Here is a 15,505-nt window from a genome sequence, read left to right as displayed (position 1 = left end):
CGCGCGGACGGGGAGCGCGGCCCTAACCTCCGTCCATGGGGGCTTCTTACTACCAGTTCTGTCCGGTGGCCAAAGCGATGGAACTGCTCGACGAACGATGGACGCTGTTGATCGTGCGCGAACTCCTCAGCGGTAGCGTCCACTTCAACGAGATTCGCCAGGGCGTGCCGCGCATGTCGCCGACGTTGTTGTCCAAACGGCTCAGCCAACTGGTCCGGGCGGGCGTCCTGATGAGGAGCGACGATGACCAGGGGGTGCGGTATGTGTTGACGCCCGCCGGTCAGGAGTTGCGGCCGGTTGCAGAGGCTCTCGCCGTCTGGGGGATCCGGTGGATCGGGGAGCTCGGCGACAAGGACCTCGATCCCAAACTGCTGCTGTGGGACATGTGCCGCAACATCGATCGCGAGGCGATTCCGCACGGGCGCACGGTGGTTCACTTCACCTTCCCCGATGTCTCCGCCGCTGTCCGTGAATGGTGGGTGGTGGCCAATTCGCGCTCCCGGACCGCCGACCTGTGCGATGCGGACCCCGGATACCCGGTCGCGGTCACGGTGAGCGCGCCCCTTCAGGCCATGATCCGCATCTGGCGCGGCGATGTGCGCTGGGCTGACACGCTGCGCTCCGGGGACGTCACCTTGCTGGGACCGTCCGAGGCCCGCCGGGCAGTGTCCAGCTGGTTCACACTGCCGCCGTTCGCATCGGTCCCCCGGCCCGGCTGAGCCGGCGTGAACTCATTCGAGGATGAACCCGGGCGTCACCGACTCGCCGCACTGTGCGGGCGCCCATCGGCCGGGCCGGTGTGGACGTCCACCAGGTCGGTGCGCCGGTACCGCCACCACGGCGCCAGCTGGACGACGCCGAAGGCCGCCTCGACGATGAAGAACAGCCAGAGCAGCCGCATGGCACCGTGGGCCAGCGCGTACGCCTGCCACGCCGCGAACAGCGTGCGCGCGACGCCGTCGAGCAGTCCGTGCACCGGCAGCGGACGGACGATGCGCAGGACGGCCCAGACGACCACGACCGAACCCATCAGATTCGCGTACAGGGTCTGTACCGGGTCGAGTTCGGGTAGGACTCCCATCCCGAGTGCGTCGCCCAGCGATGACAGCGCGTCGTGCACCAGCACGTACGTCCACGGCGTCGCGAACCCTGCCGTGACGACGAGGTCGTACCAGGCGCTCGCCCGTACGACTCGAAGGTAGGCGGGAGGTGCGGGGGCGAAGAGTGGCATCACGATAAGGCTCCTGCTGTTCTTGGGGCAGCGAATACCTCACGCTAAACAGTGGAGTACGGTCCAAGGTCAAGCCCAGAATTCGACGGAGGACCATGCGTATCGGAGAGTTGGCCGCCCAGGCGGGCATGTCCCGGGACACCATCCGGTTCTACGAGAAGGTCGGCCTCGTCGAAGGCGAGCGGCTGGCCAACGGTTACCGCGATTTTCCTCCCGAGACAGTGGCCTGGCTGCACTATGTCCGCACCGCGCAGACGCTCGGATTCTCGCTGGCGGAGATCGCACGGACCGGCGAAGAACTACGCGAGTTGCCGGATGCCGCGGAAGCGCTGTCCGCGCTGTTCGAGGAGAAGATCCACGTCGTCGACGCCCGCATGGCTGAACTCGCGGCCCTGCGGGCCGAACTTGCCGCGCGCGTCGGCACCGGGTGCCCGTTGCGGGCAGCCGGCCAATCGGGCTGAGCGCGAGGCTGAGAGCGTCACGCGCCTGGCCGACTGAGCAGGTCTGCCGAACGCCCTGAGCAGGGTGGCGATTGGCAAGAAGTGCCATCAGCGCCCGTCGCTGTTGGACAGTTGCTCGCGCAGGACCGTGCTCAGGGCGATGGGTTCGCGGCCGATCAAGGTGGCCAGTGTCGAGTCGACTGCGGCGAATTCGCCGGCGCGACTGGCTGAGAAGATGCCCAGCAGTTGGTCTGCCGCCTCGGCGGGAACGCCGCGACCCATCAGCTGCTGCCGGAACCGGTCGTCGGGTGCGATGGTCCTCGTGATGGTGCGGCCGGTCACGTCGGTGGCGATGCCGGCTATGTTGTCGAAGGTCAACGCCCAAGCAGCGGTGAGCGGGGGCGTGGGGCCGTCGAAGCGGCCTTCGTCGGCCAGGACGGCGGCGGCTGCGTCGGCGAGGTCGGCGTGCGCGGTCCAGCTGACCGCCCCGTCGGCGGGGAGCACGATCTGGCCGGCCTCCACCCCGTGGCCCACGAACTGCACCGCGCTGGCGGCGTAGAAGCCGTTGCGCAGCGAGGTGAACGGCACGCCGGAGGCGCGCAGCGCTTCCTCGGTGGCGGCATGGTCACGGCAGGGCTGGAATCGCGACGAGTCACTGGCGCCCATGTGGCTGGTGTAGAGGATGCGACGGGCACCGGCGGCGACGGCCCCCTCGATGGCGGCACGGTGCTGCTGCACGGCCTCTTCGCCCATCTTGTCGACGGAAACGATGAGCACCTGGGTGGCGCCCTCGAAGGCGTGGGCGAGGCTGGCGGCGTCGGTGAAGCTGCCGCGCCGCACCCGCACTCCCTGGTCGGCGAACGCCTGCGCCTTGTGCGCGTCCCGGACGCTGACGCCGACTTCGTCCGCCGGGATGCGGGTCAACAGCCTCTCGACGATCTGGCGTCCGAGCTGTCCGGTGGCACCGGTCACGATGATCATGCTGGCTCCAGTGATCTAGTTCCAATGGAATCAGAACGAGAGTATCACTGATATTAACGACGGAATCGCATGTGCGGTATCGTTGATACATGCCCCCACGTTCACGCCTCAGGGACGGCGCCGCCGCCGACCCCGACACTGCGGTCGAAGCCCGTGAGCAGACCCGACAACGTGTCATCGAGGCCGCCGCCGAGCTGTTGGCGCACGAGGGCCGCGACGCGGTCACCACCCGCGCGGTCGCGGTCGCGGCGGGCCTGCAGCCACCAGCCATCTACCGCCTGTTCGGTGACAAGGACGGGCTGCTCGAAGCGGTGGCCGAACATGGCTTCGCCACGTTTCTCGCGTCCAAGCACGTCGACCCCGACCCGCCGGACCTCATCGAGGACCTGCGGGCCGGCTGGGATCTGGCAGTCGAGTTCGGACTGGCCAATCCCGCGCTGTACACACTGATGTACAGCGAGCCCACGAAGGACACGTCGCCCGCCTTCAAGGCCGGCATGGAGATCCTGATGGGCCGGATCCGGCGCCTCGCCGTCGGCGGCTGGCTCCGCGTCGACGAGGAACTCGCGGCCACGCTCATCCACGCCACGGCACGAGGCGCGGTGCTCACCTGGCTGTCCCTGCCCGAAGACCGGCGCAATCCGGCCCTGTTGACCATTCTCCGGGAGTCCATGGTCGCCGCCGTGACCAACCAGGAGCCGGCCGTACAGGACGCGGGCCCGGCCGGCATCGCCCGCACCCTGCGCGCGGCGCTGCCCGAACAGACGACTCTCAGCGGCGCGGAGCAGCATCTGCTGAGGGAGTGGCTGGACCGCCTCGCCGCCGACGATTGAGGCCCGGGCACCGGGACCACCTGTCCGGTGCTTCTCCGTCCGCTCTAGCCCTGCTCATCCGCGGCAGTATGCTCCAGGATCGCGCGGACGATCGTGTCCCAATCGGCTCGGTCGACCCCGTGGCCCGCACCTTCCAGGGCCAACAGCCCCGCGGCAGGGATCTCTTCTGCGAGTGCCTCGCCGTGCCCGAACGGGAACATCGGATCCGCAGTCCCATGGATCACCAGCGTGGGCACGGCGATCGACGACAGAGGCTCTCGCGATGGCTCGCCGTCCGAGAGTGCGTCGTGGTTCCGCACGGCGGCGAAGTTGTGCGCACGCTCGACGTCTCGACGGACAAGGTCGCGGACGGCGGTCTCATCGAACGGGCGCCCGCCTCCTGCGAGCACACGCGAGTACGCGACCAGGTACTCGATGACCGAGGTGGCCCGCGACCAATCGACTTGTGCGGTCGATACGAACCGCACGAACTCCTCGGTGGGCGGGGGCAGCTCACGGTCACCGGCCACGGCAGGGGACGTGCTGATCAGGAGGAGCGAGAGGACTCGACGGCCGTGATCGAGCGCGACCAACTGCGCGAACGCCCCTCCAGCCGAGACACCCACTACGTGTGCGGCCGGGATCTCGTACGCGTCGAGTACCCCGACGGCGTCGGCGACCAGATCCACGCCCGTGTATCCGGGTCGGCCCAGTTCGTAGGTGACCGATCGACCGGTGTCGCGGTGGTCGTAACGGATCACGAACCGTCCGCCCTCGGCGAGCATCCGGCAGAAGCCCTCCTCCCACCAGAGCATCGAAGCGCCGGTGCCCATGATGAGCAGGACCGGTGGGTCCGATCGATCGCCGAAGGTCTCGGTGCACAGTTCAACGCCGTCTGTGTCGATCATCCGCTCAGTCATCGCCACTGCCCCACCTCGGTCTGCGGCGCCTGGTCGACACACTCCTGAACCCAGCCGGTGCCATCGATCGCAGAATGGGTCGTCGGGTCCGCCGGCACCGCGAACACCCTCGCGGCGGTGACCGCGAAAGTCAGCGTGGCGCTCACGTTCTCCTGGTCCACCGTGTGCACGCTCCTTGTCGTCTCCTCTCGGGCCTCCCGCAGGCGCGGAAGGGGGACGTTCCCAACATGCAGACGAAGCGGCGCGTCGGAACTCATCGGTCACTCGATGTGAGGACGCCGTCAGCCGGCCCATAGACGGTGTCCAGCAGCTCGCGCGTGAAGCGGCCGAGGTCGTCCAGGCCAGCCGCGGTGAGGGTGTCGCGGCCCCCGGCCAGCAGGTGGTGCACGGCGGCGTGCAGGGCAAGTGTGACGGCGGCGGCGCGCTGCGGCGTCACCGGCAGACCGGCAGAACGTTGGGCGTGGTCGAAGGCGGTGAAGTCGGCGACGGCGACGGTGTCGAGTACCGCTGCCAACTGAGTTGCAACTGGCGCCGGCCTGGCGACACGGATCCGGTCGCGTACGAAGGCGGGCTTGAGGGGAACACTCCGACGGGCCCGGTTCCGGAGGAACCCTCCGGCTGAGGTCCGGTCGCAGCAGAAACGCGGGAGAATCAACGAAGGGGTCGTGAAAGCCGGAATCGTCGGCCACAGCGTCTGCCCTCAGCGGGCCACCCACCCACCGGGCCCGGGCGGGCAACGGCGTCCTCGAAAGGCAGGGATCATCGTGATCAGCACACAGCAGAAGCGCACGATGCCGGTGATGGTGACGCTCACCGGCTGCTCGAAGGAGGACGCCGACACCGTCTTCCAGGCGCTGCGGCAGACTTTCGACTGCGACCGCGCGGACAACGAGACACCGCAGTACTCCCTCCGGCCGCACACAGTGTGGAGCTCGACCTTCGAGGTGACGGCCGACCGTGCCCCTGTCGGGCCGGTGCAGCTGTCAGCTGCCGTGGAGGTCGGTCTGCAGGGCGGCTACTGGGCGGTGGACCGGATGCTGGAGACGCTGGCGGCCGATTTCGACATCCAGAAGCAGAGCACGGCCGCCGGAGACCAGGAGAAGGACGTCCAGCTGCGTCTCATGAGCGCGACACGGTGATCCGCCCGGACCGGGCCCGAAACAGACACCGGCGCTTGCCTGTCAGGCGTGGGCGGGGCGGAGCCGCTGGTCACATGTGCGGGCGGTTGTAGTACCTGGCGAATTCCTCCAGGTAACTGGGCTCATCGGCGTACTTGGCCTGGTCGAACTCAGGAGCGTCCTTGATCTGATCCTTGGTGCGATCGACGTAGATCGTCCGGTGGCTGCTGTCGATCCGAGTGACGGTCCCTGCGGGGAGCAGCACACGCTTGCCGAAGATCCACACACCGGTGTCGACGACAAGGTGAGAAGATCCGACAGCGTCGGAGTGCTTGTCGACCTTGCCGATGGTGCCATCAGTCGCTTCGACCGTGAATCCGGTCAGGTCGGCCCCCGACTCATATCCCGACGCCGATTCGTATCCCCACATGCCGTTACTCACGAGGCACTCGATTCCTTCAGGGTTGATGTGGCGCGCCGGCGGCGACTTACGCGAACGTACTTCTGCGTGGGCCGCCGCCCTGCCGGTCGGCTGTTGCGGTTGGTCGCGTCAGGTGTGCAGGAGGCTGTTGTCGCCGTCGTACCCGTCGGCGGCCTCGTCGTTGAACCAGACGTCGCCCTCCGCCAGATACCGGAAGCGAACCCGCCGCTCGGTGGGCATCGACACCGTTACCGCCAGCATTCCGTCGTGGCGCTCTTTCAGCGGATGGGCACCGGGCTGCCAGCCGTTGAAGTCACCCACGACACTGACCTCACCACGGGGCTCCTCGGCGGGCAGCACGAACGTGACCTCGAGGGCGTTTTTACGCTTGGTGCGCTCCAACATGGGACGGCTCCTTCGCATGGGGGGAGAGTGCAACGGCATCCTGACCCCGGCACAGCCGGCCCGCGCGGGCGGCGCGCGTCACCGGAGCCAGGAACTCACCCCTTCAGCGCAAACCTGTGGGCGGAGTGGGCGGGCGAGGCCGCTGGATGCCATCGAACGCGGTGATCACACTCACCTCGTCGACGTGCGGGGGACGAGAGTGAACAGCCCGCCGTCGGGGTCACGCAACGTCGCTTGCTCGCGGCCGGGTGCGGAAGACCGTGTGACGGCAGTTCCGCCGAGTTCGAGGGCTGTCCGCACGCACCCTTCGACATCGGCCACCGGGAAGTGCACCTGCCAGCGGGGGCGGGTCGCAGGGTCCGGCGCCGCCTCGACGGCGCCGGAATTCAACCGCGCCATCACGTGCCCCGCGCTGCGCAGCACCACCTCCTGCTCCTCGTAGGCGACCTCGCAGCTCCCGGGACGTTGGGACGCCCAGTCCAGGATTTCGCCGTAGAAGATGGCGGCGTCGAACGCATCGCGGGTCCACAGCCGCAGCCATGCGGGTGCTTCCCGCCGCCAGGTATGCCACTGGGACAGCAGCTGCCCTTCCCAGATGCCGAAGACAGCACCGTCCCGGTCCACAGCCAGCGCTCCGCGACCTCCCGCGAGGCTCAGCGGTCCGACCGCGACAGTGGCGCTGCGCTCCCGGATTTTCGCCGCGGTCTCGTCCACGTCCGCTACGGCGAAGTAGGGGGTCCACGCCACAGCCACCTGCAGGGTCGGCGCCAGCGCCCCGATACCCGCGACGGGCAACCCGTTCGCAAGTGCCACGCTGAAAGCGTCACCCAATCCTCCGGGCCGGAATTCCCAGCCCAGCACCCCTCCGTAGAATTCCTGCGCGCTCTCCAGGTCACGGGCCATCAGACTGATCCAGCACGGCGCGCCGAAAACGTCGCTGCCTGTCGTTCCCGCGGTGAGGCCCCCGGGGCCTTCGTTCTTCATGGCTGACATCTCGTTCGTATCCCGGGCTTCCGGCCGCATCGTGAACGTGAGGACGGCCGGAAACTCTCTGCCTCAGCACATGCGCGCTGTTCCCATTGTTCTCTCGTCGATTCAACGCGCGTCCCGCCGATCGGATGCGGGCGCCCGCACGATCAAGAGCTGGCCCGGCCTGCGGCGGCGCCGGGCACTCGGCCGACCGCACGGCGGCGGGCCACGCTGTCAGGCTTTGCGGGCGAGCAGCTGGATCTCCTGGAACTGGCGTCGGTCGGTGGGCTGCGGCTCGCGGACCATCCGGGCCACCTCGGCCATCCCGGACTCGCGCAGCATCGCGGCGAGGTGATCGGGCCACCACCGATAGGCGAGCGCGACCGTGTGATCGAATGCCTGCGTCGGATGCGCTGCATCATCGCCGGCAGAAAAACCGACCAGAAGGTGGCCGCCGGGCGCCAGCACACGGTGGAACTCCGCCAAGATGACGGGGAGTTCCTCCGGTGGAGTGTGGATGATGGACCACCGCGAGAGTACGCCGCCCAGCACGCCGTCAGCGATGTTCAACGCGGCCATCGAGCCCACCTCGAACCGCAGGCCCGGATAGGCCTGTCGAGCCAGATCGATCATCTCGGGAGATGCGTCGACCCCGAACGCCGCCAGACCCAACTCCTGCAGATACGCGGTGATGTGGCCGGGCCCGCACCCCAGATCCGCGACCTCACCGTCCCCACTCGCACTGACGACCTCGCCGAAGGCATTCAGGATCGCACGGTCCAGAGGTCTGTCACGCAGCGTGTCGCGGAACAGCTGCGCATACGTGGACGCGGCGGTGTCGTAGGCCTCGCGGGTGACACTGAGGGCATCGTGTTCGACCATGCCGGCGACAGTAGTTCATCGGTCGGTGGAGAGAGCGCGCTACTGCTGGGGAAGCCCGCCCCACTGCGGCGTCGGTGGTGTGGTAGGGACGGTGATGGGCCGGCCCAGTGCCCAGCCCCGATAGGTGACGGTGAACGGGTCGTCGGGATACCGCGCGAGGAATTCCTGGCCGGTGTGCGGGAAGGGGATGCGGATGGTGAGCTTGGTCGGGAGGTAGTGCTGGTCCATGACGATCGTGAAGCTGACGGCCGTGTCGGTCCCGGGCCGGATGTAGGGCCGGTAGAAGAACTATGCCGCCGGATCGCCGGCGAGCGTACGCAGCGGAGCGCTGCCGGTGAACGTACGAGTGCTGCCTTGTCGGGCTCCGCGAACTGCGCGGCGTCCTTGAGGAGTTCGGCGAGATGGGCGGGGGACGCCAGCCAGCGGATCCGCAGTGCGTTGCTGATGTCGAGGTCGGTGGTGTGGCCCGAGGCGCCGTCGACGATCGTGGTCGGACCGTAGCTCACGGGGTTGCTCGGGGCGTTCTCGGGTGTGACGTAGGCCCGGTCACCGATCAGCACCACGTCGGGCGGATTCCAGCCGTGGCCTTCGCCCATGTCGTACATCACGTGCGTCGCTGCCGCGACGGTGCCGTTCGCGGCCATGTCGAGTCTGGCCTGACCCACGAACCAGGCCGGGTCACTGAAATTGCGGGCATCGACATCGAAGGCCATCAGCCGCTTACCGGTCATCGCGGTTTCGATGGAGGTGGCTGCCTGGTCCTGAGCGCGAAGCGCCGCAGGTTGCGGGTGGGTGCCCGGCAGCCAGGTCTTGACCGCGATGACGGTCAGGACGACCGCCACCGCCGCGCCGGCCTGAATGACCCGCCGCCGCAGCTTGTTGGGCGACCGGGGTCGCTTCGAAGCGGTGGCCGGCCCAGCGGTGGGAGGCGGCGGTCCGGGCAGCGGATGTCGCAGGCCTCGCGGTAAGGGAGCGCTGTCGGCGACATCCTGCAGGGCCCGCGCGGCTGCTGCGCAAGTTGGAGGTCTCGATCGTCGACTCCGACGAGGAGCCGACCGAAGCCACGGCGTAACGGGTTGCATCAGGCGAGGTGCCCGGCTGGTGCAAGGTCAGCCCCTGGCCAGGAGCCGGGCCGCGTTGCCACCGAAGACCAGGTCGCGGACCGCCGGATTGAGGGTGACGGTCTCCATGGATCTTCCTTGGGTGCGAGGTGCGAGGTGCGGAAATGCGAGGGTGTGAAGGTGTGCGGTGGTGGCGGGCGCGTCAGCGTTCGAGCATCTGCCGCCCGGCCTCCGTGTGGGTCTCGCCCGCCGCCGGTGGCAGGCTGCTGAGCTTTTCGATCTGCGCGGTGGTCAGCTGGATGCCGTCCGCGGCGGTGTTCTCCTCCACCCGGCTCACGCGCTTGGTCCCGGGGATCGGGGCAATGTCGTCGCCCCGCGTGAGCAGCCAGGCCAGCGCGACCTGCGCGGGCCCGCACCCCGCGAACGAGAACCCGGAGCAGTCGCGCAAGCAGCTCTGAGGACAGCGGCGAATGGCCGCTCCGTAGGGCCGTCACTCGATCGGCGGGACGTGAAAGGCGCCGCAGGTACCTCCGTGTCACGGTGGCTGAGGATCCAATCACCCCTCACCAGAGCGGAGAAACCCTCATGGGTAAGAACGAGATGAACGAGAAGGCGCGGCAGGCTCAGCAGAAGATGCAGGGCAAGCCGGACGACATGCCCCAGCGCGGCCAGAGCGAGCAGGACCGTATGAAGGAGCGCGAGGAGCAGGCCCGAAAGCAGGGCCAGCAGGGACAGCAGGGCTTCGACGACATCCAGGACGAGATGGACGATCGCCTCTGATCCCGTCTGCGCCCCTGGGCCCGCAACACCGCACGGTGTTGCGGGCCCAGAACTGCGTTCAGTCGGCCCGTCGTATGGCAGCCCGGCGTCCCCATGCCAGGTGGAGCGCTGAGAAGACCTCAGCCGCAGTCGGCATCTCCTTGGTGGTCCCCGTTGTCCGACACCTGGTTGGCGTGGGAGTCGTCGTGCCCGTGGTGATCGTGGCCGGCGGCGGGTGAGCCGCCCATCATGCGGAGCATGTCGCGTCCGCCGGTGCGCAGGAACCGGATGAGGAGGGCAGCGGCCAGGAGGAGGAAGGCGATGTTGAGGAACGTGGTGTAGTTCCAGGTGACACCTTCCGTGGGGAGTTCCGCGTCGGCCTGGTCGGGGATGAGGCCGAGGCCGCCGAAGGTGAACTCCACGATGTATCCGGCGATGACGGTGGCCACGTAGAACGTGCCGAGCAGAAACAGGGCCATCTTCGCGCCGTAGTACTTCCGGTAGATGTTGAGGATCGGCAGGATCAGCAGGTCGGCGAAGATGAACGCGACGACCCCACCGAAGCTGATGCCGCCCTTCCACAGCACCACCGCCAGCGGCACGTTGCCGATCGAGCAGACGAAGGACGCGATCGCGACCAGCGGGCCGATGACCGGCCCCCACAGCTTGGACGCCAGCGGATGGCCGTCGAAGAAGAACGTGCGCCAGAACGAGTCGGGCACCCAGGCGGCGATGGCCCCCGCGATGAGCAGGCCGATGACCAGGTCGCGCAGGATCGCCGCCCACTCCATGACGAAGACATGGCTCGTGGACGTGAACCCCTCACGGGACAGCAGGCGGCTCGCGAACGGTCCTTCGCGCCGCACCGACATGTCCATCGCGGCGTGTCCCTCCATGGAGCCGGCCAGTCCACGATCGGCCTGCTCGCGTGCCTGGCGCAGGAGTCTGTCGCGCAGGAACAGGCGGAACAGCACCGCCAGTACGAGGATCATGATGGGGCCGCCGAAGAACTCCGCAGCGGTGAACTGCCAGCCCATCAACAAGGCCAGAATCACGCCGAGCTCGACGACCAGGTTGGTGGAGGCGATCTCGAAAGCCATCGCGGCGGTGAAGTTCGCGCCCTTGCGGAACAGGGACCGGGCCAGGGCCACCGCGGCATAGGAGCACGAGGAGGAGGCCGCGCCGAGGCCGGCGGCGACCGCCAGGGTGCGGGGGCGGTCGTCACCGAGCAGGGAGACGACGGTGGACTTGCGGACGACCGCCTGGACGACCGCGGACAGGGCGAAGCCCAGGATCAGGGCCCACGTGATCTCCCACGTCATGGAACCGGTGATCGACAGGGCGTGCAGTACGGCGTGGACCATTCCTCAAGCCTTACCGCAGGAGTGCGACCGGGGTCCACGACACGCCCCGCCTCTGCGAGCTCGCGCAGTGGATGGGACCTGTGGGGCGCCGCCCGAGCGGCGCCCCACAGGACTTCAGCCGACGTTCAGTGTCAGAGCGGCGGTGTGGAGTTCGCCGCCGGTCCGGAACTGCAGGAACAGCCGCCAGTTGCCGGCCGTGGGCAGCTCGGCGTGGAAGGACAGTTCCGGTCCCCCGTGATCGCCGTTCACCTTCGTTTCGGGATGCAGGTGCGCGAAGGCGGTGTCGCCCTCGTGGAAGGCGGTGAGATGGGCGTAGGTGTCCAGGTAGGGCTGGAGGTCGGTGACGGGCTTGCCGTCCTTGCTGACGGTGACGGTCAGCGGCTGCGCCATGCCGGCCATCGGCGAGCCATTGACGGTGATGGTGTACCCATCGACGGCAGTGGAGTTCGTTGCCGCCGGGAGCGGTGCCTTCGTCGTGACGCCGGGCACGGTAACGGCGCGGCTGAGGACGAACGCCTTGCCTTTGCCCGCGCCGGAGTTCGGAGTGAACGAGGCGAACATCCGCCATGAGCCGGGCGTGAGGGCTGCCAGGTCGGCGGTCCAGGTCCCGTCGGCGGCCAGGGTCGGGTGGAGGTGCTGGAAGCCGGTCAGGTCCGAGCGGATGGCGTAGAAGTGCAGCCGCTCGGTCTGGTCGACGGCGAAGTCCGTCACGGGCCTGCCCTCCGGGCCGCTGACAGTGAACCGGTAGGCGGCCGGGCTCCCTGCGGGGAGCGTGGGGTTCTGGCTGATGAGGCGGTAGCCGTCCTTCGTGTCGGACAGGCCGTTGCTGCCGGCCATGTTCCCCATGCCGGGCATCTCGCTCATCGGCGGCGCCGCCTTCGATGAGGAAGACGCGGAAGGCTTGGCGCCGTGGTCCATGCCGGGCATCGAGGAGTCGTTGGAGGCCCCGCAGGCAGCCAGGGCCAGCGCGAGGGCGGTTGCGGTGCAGGCCGCCGCGAGGGCTCGCCGGCGGACAGTGAGGCGGGTACGTGCAGTCATTGCGGTGGTCTTCCCGGGTTGGCGCACCAAGCCGTGCGGGCGCGCGAAGGTGACAGGACACATCGCCGGGCCGGCTCGAAGATCCGGATTCCGGCGCGGCCGTGTCAGGTCCGCGCGATACACACCGTCAGGAGCAGACTCCGTCCACCGGGCGGCGCTGGTCCGATCCGTCCCGCCCGGTCGAGTGACACCTGCCGGTGCACAGGGAAGCCGCCGGCCATCACCGCCGCAACGGCCACCAGGGCGCCGCCCGTCGGCACCGGAGTCCGGTCGCGTGCGGGAGTCGAAACGCACAGGTCCCCGTGCATCGCCGAAGCATCCGACACCTGCGGGGCGCCCGGATGTGACATCACCGGCAACATCGCCGAAGTCATCGCCTCGGGGGCCGCCGAGGCCATCGTGACGGCGTCCTGGCCGACCGACGCGGGGACTGCGGTGGACATCGCGCCGTGGCAGCCTTCAGCTGCGGTGGCCGGTGCGCCGTGCATGAGAAACAGGCCAAGCAGGACCGCGCACAGCGCCAGCAGCCGGGTGGTACCCCGCCGGTGCGTCCGTCCGGTGCCTGCCACTGCCGATTCTCCTCCCTGCGGAACGCACTCCAATGGCGCGACCCTCTGACCATACCCCGGGAGGGTACCCTGTCGCTGCCGCCGGCGCCCTGGGTCGGCGTGCACAGTGGCAGCGGTCAGAGCAGACACTGCGATGCCCTCAACCTCGACCGACAGCACCGAGCCACCCAGCGACGGGCACTTTCCTAGTCGCCGGTGCCGTTGCCGCTGGACTGGTTCACGCTCCGGCGCCGGTTCTTTCCGGAACTGCGCAGCACCTCGCCGGCCGTGAGCGCCACGAACGCCACGACACGGACCCAGCGGGGCCCGCCGCGCTCCGCCCACACCACGCATACGCACCCGCCGACCGCGAGCGTCAGAACTCCGAGCAGTACCAGAACGATCATGTTCCCCGCCTCCGCGCTATTCCTTCATACGGCCCCGGTATTCCTCCCGGACCGGGAAGGGTGCCCTTGGATATCGGGCGGAAACACCTGCCTGGCCCAGCATGCGAACCATAGACCAGCCGCGCTTTCCCGACGTGGTCACTCAGCGATTGCCCCCGCGGCCACGCCGTTCAACGAGACGTCGGCGTTTGCCCTCAGGTCACGAACCCGACGGCGGCACCGGGTTCCCGTACTCCTCCAGCGTGCCGAGCACCTGCTGCAGGTCCAACTCCATGTCCACGCTGCCCGGTCCTGTCGCCCGGGCATACCAAAAGGCGCCGTCATGGGTGAAGACCGCGGTCAGCGTCCACTCCTGCAGCGTCAACCGCAAGCCGCCCTCGGCTGCCATTGCCGCATCCCACCCGTAGGACCGGCCGACGGCGGCCAAATGTTCCGCGTCGAGGCTCCCTGGGGATTCGGTATCGGCCATGGCCCCATGCTTCCCGTGCGACCCGATTGGCGCCACACAAGATGCCTGGCTCCTCCGCGAGCGCGAGGATCAACGGGACCGCCTGGACACAGCATGGCGGCACCCCGACACAACAGCAGGAGGCAGACATGCCGCAGAGGTCCAGTACCAAGCGGGCTCGGCAGCACGGGCAGATAAAGACCACCGTGACGAAGCGCGTCCAAAAGGCGCCGAGCGCCAAGGGGACCGCTGTCCGCACCGTCGCACGGAAGCATGCCGGGACGGGATCACCGCGCACCATCTCGCGCACTTCTACCAGCTCCGCCGCGCGGCCCGGCAGCCTGCGCTCTCGCACCGGTCCCAGCAGCCGCACCTACGACCAGCTGTACGCAGAGGCCCAGCGCCGCCGTATCCAGGGCCGCTCCTCCATGCGCAAGGCCGAACTCGTCAAGGCCCTAAGCCGCTGACAGCAACGCCGTAGGGAGCATCGCCGTTCCCACGGCAGCTCCATCAAGTGGCCCGGCGCGGTGGGCCGGTCAGGGCTTCGACACCCTGACCGGTCCACCGCGCGACGTGATGGATCGGCAGCTGACGACCTCCGCTCGACGGAGGGTACTCACCGCCGTGTACGTGTCGGTGACCAATTCGACCGCCTTCAGCCCGACCGACACCATGCCGCTCTCCACCCGCGCGAGACTCATGATGAGTGTGCAGAGCGTCGCCGCGCTCATCACCTCGCTCCTCGTGATCGTCCGTGCCGTGAGCATCCTGCGCTAGGGAGCGATTTGCCCGGACGGGACCGGACGGAAGTCGTGCAACCGGGGCTTGACCCTCCGCCGGCCCTACAGCACTTCTCCACGAAGGCACTCAGGTGTCCGACCGCGAGCGACCAGGTCCTCCACGCTCGAAGAACTGTGGACGGTGCGGTCGGGCCTGTCAGAACAAGAGCCTTGCTGCCAGGCCCGACCGGACCTCGATGTCGCGTTGGAAGAACGAGATGCTCGTGCTCCGAGACACGGGCGGTTCCACCACGCAGGCCCAGTGTTCACCCGGACGGCCCCCTGCGGTCTGCGCCTGGCGACTGCGGCACGGGTGAGGTTCGGCGGTCCGGGCGCCCGTTTGGCGCAACCTCCGTGACCTGCTGCAGAGCGGGCCCGTTGGTGGGGTCAACGCCGCTGCCCCGTGCGGCGGACTCAACCCTCTCAAGGAGACTTCGATGTCCCGTATTGCCCAGGCAGCCGCCATCACCGCCGCCGCCGGCGCCGTCCTGGCCGCCGGCGCCGGTATCGCCGCCGCGGATGCCGACGCCCACGGCGCAGCTGTCGGTTCCCCCGGCGTCCTGTCCGGCAACCTCCTGCAGGTGCCCGTCCACGTGCCGGTCAACGTGTGCGGCAACACCGTCGACGTCATCGGTGTCCTGAACCCGGTGTTCGGCAACACCTGCCAGAACATCAGCGGCCACCACGACACCGACGACAGCAACGGCGACATGTCCGGCCACAGCGGCTACGGCAACGGCTGACGCCGGCGCACCACCATCCCCGGGCCGCCCCGGCCGGGACACCAGCCCGCACCGGAACAGGAACATGCGACGCCCTGATCCCGTGACGTGTCCCCCCGCCGGCCCGGGGTCCCTCCTCCTTGTTCGACCTCTCCTCGAACCGCGTGTCGAAGTCGCCGAGGAACGCGGCCTCGACGGCA

22 protein-coding genes and 2 pseudogenes are annotated in these 15,505 nt (G+C 68.6%); 8 read left to right on the top strand and 16 right to left on the bottom strand.

All coding sequences use genetic code 11. From position 1 onward, the window contains the following. Positions 1–77: 77 nt before the first annotated feature. The gene (locus tag AC07DC_RS15800) at positions 78–719 is read left to right on the top strand and encodes a winged helix-turn-helix transcriptional regulator (RefSeq protein ID WP_478914954.1); all 642 of its coding nucleotides are present in this window, start codon (positions 78–80) and stop codon (positions 717–719) included. A 35-nt stretch (positions 720–754) separates the two neighbouring features. On the opposite strand, the gene AC07DC_RS15795 is transcribed toward AC07DC_RS15800, so the two are convergent. Continuing rightward, on the bottom strand, positions 755–1,231 hold the full coding sequence (locus AC07DC_RS15795; RefSeq protein ID WP_478914953.1) for a hypothetical protein: 477 nt from the start codon (positions 1,229–1,231) through the stop codon (positions 755–757). 95 nt (positions 1,232–1,326) lie between these two features. On the opposite strand from AC07DC_RS15795, the gene AC07DC_RS15790 reads away from it, so the two are divergent. Next, positions 1,327–1,692, top strand: coding sequence for a MerR family transcriptional regulator (locus tag AC07DC_RS15790; RefSeq protein ID WP_478914952.1), 366 nt, complete (start codon positions 1,327–1,329; stop codon positions 1,690–1,692). An 87-nt stretch (positions 1,693–1,779) separates the two neighbouring features. Here the strand turns inward: AC07DC_RS15790 and AC07DC_RS15785 are convergent, their stop codons facing one another. Then, a complete protein-coding gene (locus AC07DC_RS15785; protein ID WP_478914951.1) occupies positions 1,780–2,652 on the bottom strand; it encodes an NmrA family NAD(P)-binding protein in 873 nt (290 codons plus the stop codon). A gap of 89 nt (positions 2,653–2,741) precedes the next feature. Between AC07DC_RS15785 and AC07DC_RS15780 the strand changes: the two genes are divergently transcribed. Beyond that, the gene (locus AC07DC_RS15780) at positions 2,742–3,485 is read left to right on the top strand and encodes a TetR/AcrR family transcriptional regulator (protein ID WP_478914950.1); all 744 of its coding nucleotides are present in this window, start codon (positions 2,742–2,744) and stop codon (positions 3,483–3,485) included. Positions 3,486–3,529: 44 nt separating this feature from the next. Here the strand turns inward: AC07DC_RS15780 and AC07DC_RS15775 are convergent, their stop codons facing one another. The 3 genes and pseudogenes from AC07DC_RS15775 to AC07DC_RS15765 all read right to left on the bottom strand — a co-directional run. Beyond that, entirely contained in the window at positions 3,530–4,372 is an 843-nt protein-coding gene (locus AC07DC_RS15775) for an alpha/beta fold hydrolase (RefSeq protein WP_478914949.1), read from the bottom strand. Positions 4,373–4,380: 8 nt separating this feature from the next. Beyond that, a complete protein-coding gene (locus AC07DC_RS15770; protein ID WP_478914948.1) occupies positions 4,381–4,545 on the bottom strand; it encodes a hypothetical protein in 165 nt (54 codons plus the stop codon). Positions 4,546–4,637: 92 nt separating this feature from the next. Then, positions 4,638–4,898, bottom strand: a pseudogene (locus AC07DC_RS15765) (TetR/AcrR family transcriptional regulator); the annotation flags it as partial. 250 nt (positions 4,899–5,148) lie between these two features. Here AC07DC_RS15765 and AC07DC_RS15760 point away from each other — a divergent pair. Next, positions 5,149–5,523 carry a hypothetical protein gene (locus AC07DC_RS15760; RefSeq protein WP_478914947.1) on the top strand — a complete coding sequence of 125 codons (375 nt, stop codon included), beginning with the start codon at positions 5,149–5,151 and terminating at the stop codon, positions 5,521–5,523. 70 nt (positions 5,524–5,593) lie between these two features. On the opposite strand, the gene AC07DC_RS15755 is transcribed toward AC07DC_RS15760, so the two are convergent. The 6 genes and pseudogenes from AC07DC_RS15755 to AC07DC_RS15730 form a co-directional block, all read right to left on the bottom strand. Next, positions 5,594–5,944, bottom strand: a complete 351-nt coding sequence (locus AC07DC_RS15755; protein ID WP_478914946.1) for a PRC-barrel domain-containing protein — start codon at positions 5,942–5,944, stop codon at positions 5,594–5,596. A gap of 108 nt (positions 5,945–6,052) precedes the next feature. After that, a complete protein-coding gene (locus tag AC07DC_RS15750) occupies positions 6,053–6,328 on the bottom strand; it encodes an isoamylase early set domain-containing protein (protein WP_478914945.1) in 276 nt (91 codons plus the stop codon). 171 nt (positions 6,329–6,499) lie between these two features. Further along, on the bottom strand, positions 6,500–7,141 hold the full coding sequence (locus AC07DC_RS15745; protein ID WP_478914944.1) for a VOC family protein: 642 nt from the start codon (positions 7,139–7,141) through the stop codon (positions 6,500–6,502). 390 nt (positions 7,142–7,531) lie between these two features. Next, positions 7,532–8,179, bottom strand: coding sequence for a class I SAM-dependent methyltransferase (locus AC07DC_RS15740; RefSeq protein WP_478914943.1), 648 nt, complete (start codon positions 8,177–8,179; stop codon positions 7,532–7,534). Positions 8,180–8,218: 39 nt separating this feature from the next. Next, positions 8,219–8,407, bottom strand: a complete 189-nt coding sequence (locus AC07DC_RS15735) for a hypothetical protein (RefSeq protein ID WP_478914942.1) — start codon at positions 8,405–8,407, stop codon at positions 8,219–8,221. Between the two features lie 1,035 nt (positions 8,408–9,442). Then, positions 9,443–9,658: pseudogene (locus AC07DC_RS15730) on the bottom strand (aldo/keto reductase); the annotation flags it as partial. 167 nt (positions 9,659–9,825) lie between these two features. On the opposite strand from AC07DC_RS15730, the gene AC07DC_RS15725 reads away from it, so the two are divergent. Beyond that, a complete protein-coding gene (locus tag AC07DC_RS15725) occupies positions 9,826–10,020 on the top strand; it encodes a hypothetical protein (RefSeq protein WP_478914941.1) in 195 nt (64 codons plus the stop codon). A 119-nt stretch (positions 10,021–10,139) separates the two neighbouring features. Here the strand turns inward: AC07DC_RS15725 and AC07DC_RS15720 are convergent, their stop codons facing one another. The 5 genes from AC07DC_RS15720 to AC07DC_RS15700 all read right to left on the bottom strand — a co-directional run bounded on the left by AC07DC_RS15720 (position 10,140) and on the right by AC07DC_RS15700 (position 13,825). Then, complete coding sequence (locus AC07DC_RS15720) at positions 10,140–11,363, bottom strand: permease (protein ID WP_478914940.1); 1,224 nt, start codon at positions 11,361–11,363, stop codon at positions 10,140–10,142. A gap of 114 nt (positions 11,364–11,477) precedes the next feature. Beyond that, positions 11,478–12,401: a hypothetical protein gene (locus AC07DC_RS15715; RefSeq protein WP_478914939.1), complete on the bottom strand. Its 924-nt coding sequence runs from the start codon at positions 12,399–12,401 to the stop codon at positions 11,478–11,480. 104 nt (positions 12,402–12,505) lie between these two features. Further along, on the bottom strand, positions 12,506–12,970 hold the full coding sequence (locus tag AC07DC_RS15710; protein WP_478914938.1) for a hypothetical protein: 465 nt from the start codon (positions 12,968–12,970) through the stop codon (positions 12,506–12,508). Between the two features lie 185 nt (positions 12,971–13,155). Continuing rightward, entirely contained in the window at positions 13,156–13,356 is a 201-nt protein-coding gene (locus AC07DC_RS15705) for a hypothetical protein (protein WP_478914937.1), read from the bottom strand. 199 nt (positions 13,357–13,555) lie between these two features. After that, positions 13,556–13,825: a hypothetical protein gene (locus tag AC07DC_RS15700; protein WP_478914936.1), complete on the bottom strand. Its 270-nt coding sequence runs from the start codon at positions 13,823–13,825 to the stop codon at positions 13,556–13,558. Between the two features lie 128 nt (positions 13,826–13,953). Here AC07DC_RS15700 and AC07DC_RS15695 point away from each other — a divergent pair, with 128 nt between their 5' ends. From AC07DC_RS15695 to AC07DC_RS15685, 3 genes are all read left to right on the top strand, one after another. Beyond that, positions 13,954–14,271 carry a plasmid stabilization protein gene (locus AC07DC_RS15695; RefSeq protein ID WP_478914935.1) on the top strand — a complete coding sequence of 106 codons (318 nt, stop codon included), beginning with the start codon at positions 13,954–13,956 and terminating at the stop codon, positions 14,269–14,271. Between the two features lie 163 nt (positions 14,272–14,434). Then, positions 14,435–14,581 carry a hypothetical protein gene (locus AC07DC_RS15690; protein ID WP_478914934.1) on the top strand — a complete coding sequence of 49 codons (147 nt, stop codon included), beginning with the start codon at positions 14,435–14,437 and terminating at the stop codon, positions 14,579–14,581. 439 nt (positions 14,582–15,020) lie between these two features. Continuing rightward, positions 15,021–15,326 carry a chaplin gene (locus tag AC07DC_RS15685; RefSeq protein ID WP_478914933.1) on the top strand — a complete coding sequence of 102 codons (306 nt, stop codon included), beginning with the start codon at positions 15,021–15,023 and terminating at the stop codon, positions 15,324–15,326. Positions 15,327–15,505: the final 179 nt, after the last annotated feature.

The organism is Streptomyces sp. NPDC045021, assembly GCF_056432645.1.
This window is presented reverse-complemented; position numbering and strand designations above follow the sequence as displayed.

Coding starts and splice junctions, on each gene's coding strand:
- AC07DC_RS15800 (WP_478914954.1), top strand. CDS start 78: ATGGAACTGCTCGACGAACGATGGACGCTGTTGATCGTGCGCGAACTC.
- AC07DC_RS15795 (WP_478914953.1), bottom strand. CDS start 1,231: ATGCCACTCTTCGCCCCCGCACCTCCCGCCTACCTTCGAGTCGTACGG.
- AC07DC_RS15790 (WP_478914952.1), top strand. CDS start 1,327: ATGCGTATCGGAGAGTTGGCCGCCCAGGCGGGCATGTCCCGGGACACC.
- AC07DC_RS15785 (WP_478914951.1), bottom strand. CDS start 2,652: ATGATCATCGTGACCGGTGCCACCGGACAGCTCGGACGCCAGATCGTC.
- AC07DC_RS15780 (WP_478914950.1), top strand. CDS start 2,742: ATGCCCCCACGTTCACGCCTCAGGGACGGCGCCGCCGCCGACCCCGAC.
- AC07DC_RS15775 (WP_478914949.1), bottom strand. CDS start 4,372: ATGATCGACACAGACGGCGTTGAACTGTGCACCGAGACCTTCGGCGAT.
- AC07DC_RS15750 (WP_478914945.1), bottom strand. CDS start 6,328: ATGTTGGAGCGCACCAAGCGTAAAAACGCCCTCGAGGTCACGTTCGTG.
- AC07DC_RS15740 (WP_478914943.1), bottom strand. CDS start 8,179: ATGGTCGAACACGATGCCCTCAGTGTCACCCGCGAGGCCTACGACACC.
- AC07DC_RS15735 (WP_478914942.1), bottom strand. CDS start 8,407: ATGGACCAGCACTACCTCCCGACCAAGCTCACCATCCGCATCCCCTTC.
- AC07DC_RS15725 (WP_478914941.1), top strand. CDS start 9,826: ATGGGTAAGAACGAGATGAACGAGAAGGCGCGGCAGGCTCAGCAGAAG.
- AC07DC_RS15720 (WP_478914940.1), bottom strand. CDS start 11,363: ATGGTCCACGCCGTACTGCACGCCCTGTCGATCACCGGTTCCATGACG.
- AC07DC_RS15715 (WP_478914939.1), bottom strand. CDS start 12,401: ATGACTGCACGTACCCGCCTCACTGTCCGCCGGCGAGCCCTCGCGGCG.
- AC07DC_RS15705 (WP_478914937.1), bottom strand. CDS start 13,356: ATGATCGTTCTGGTACTGCTCGGAGTTCTGACGCTCGCGGTCGGCGGG.
- AC07DC_RS15700 (WP_478914936.1), bottom strand. CDS start 13,825: ATGGCCGATACCGAATCCCCAGGGAGCCTCGACGCGGAACATTTGGCC.
- AC07DC_RS15695 (WP_478914935.1), top strand. CDS start 13,954: ATGCCGCAGAGGTCCAGTACCAAGCGGGCTCGGCAGCACGGGCAGATA.
- AC07DC_RS15685 (WP_478914933.1), top strand. CDS start 15,021: ATGTCCCGTATTGCCCAGGCAGCCGCCATCACCGCCGCCGCCGGCGCC.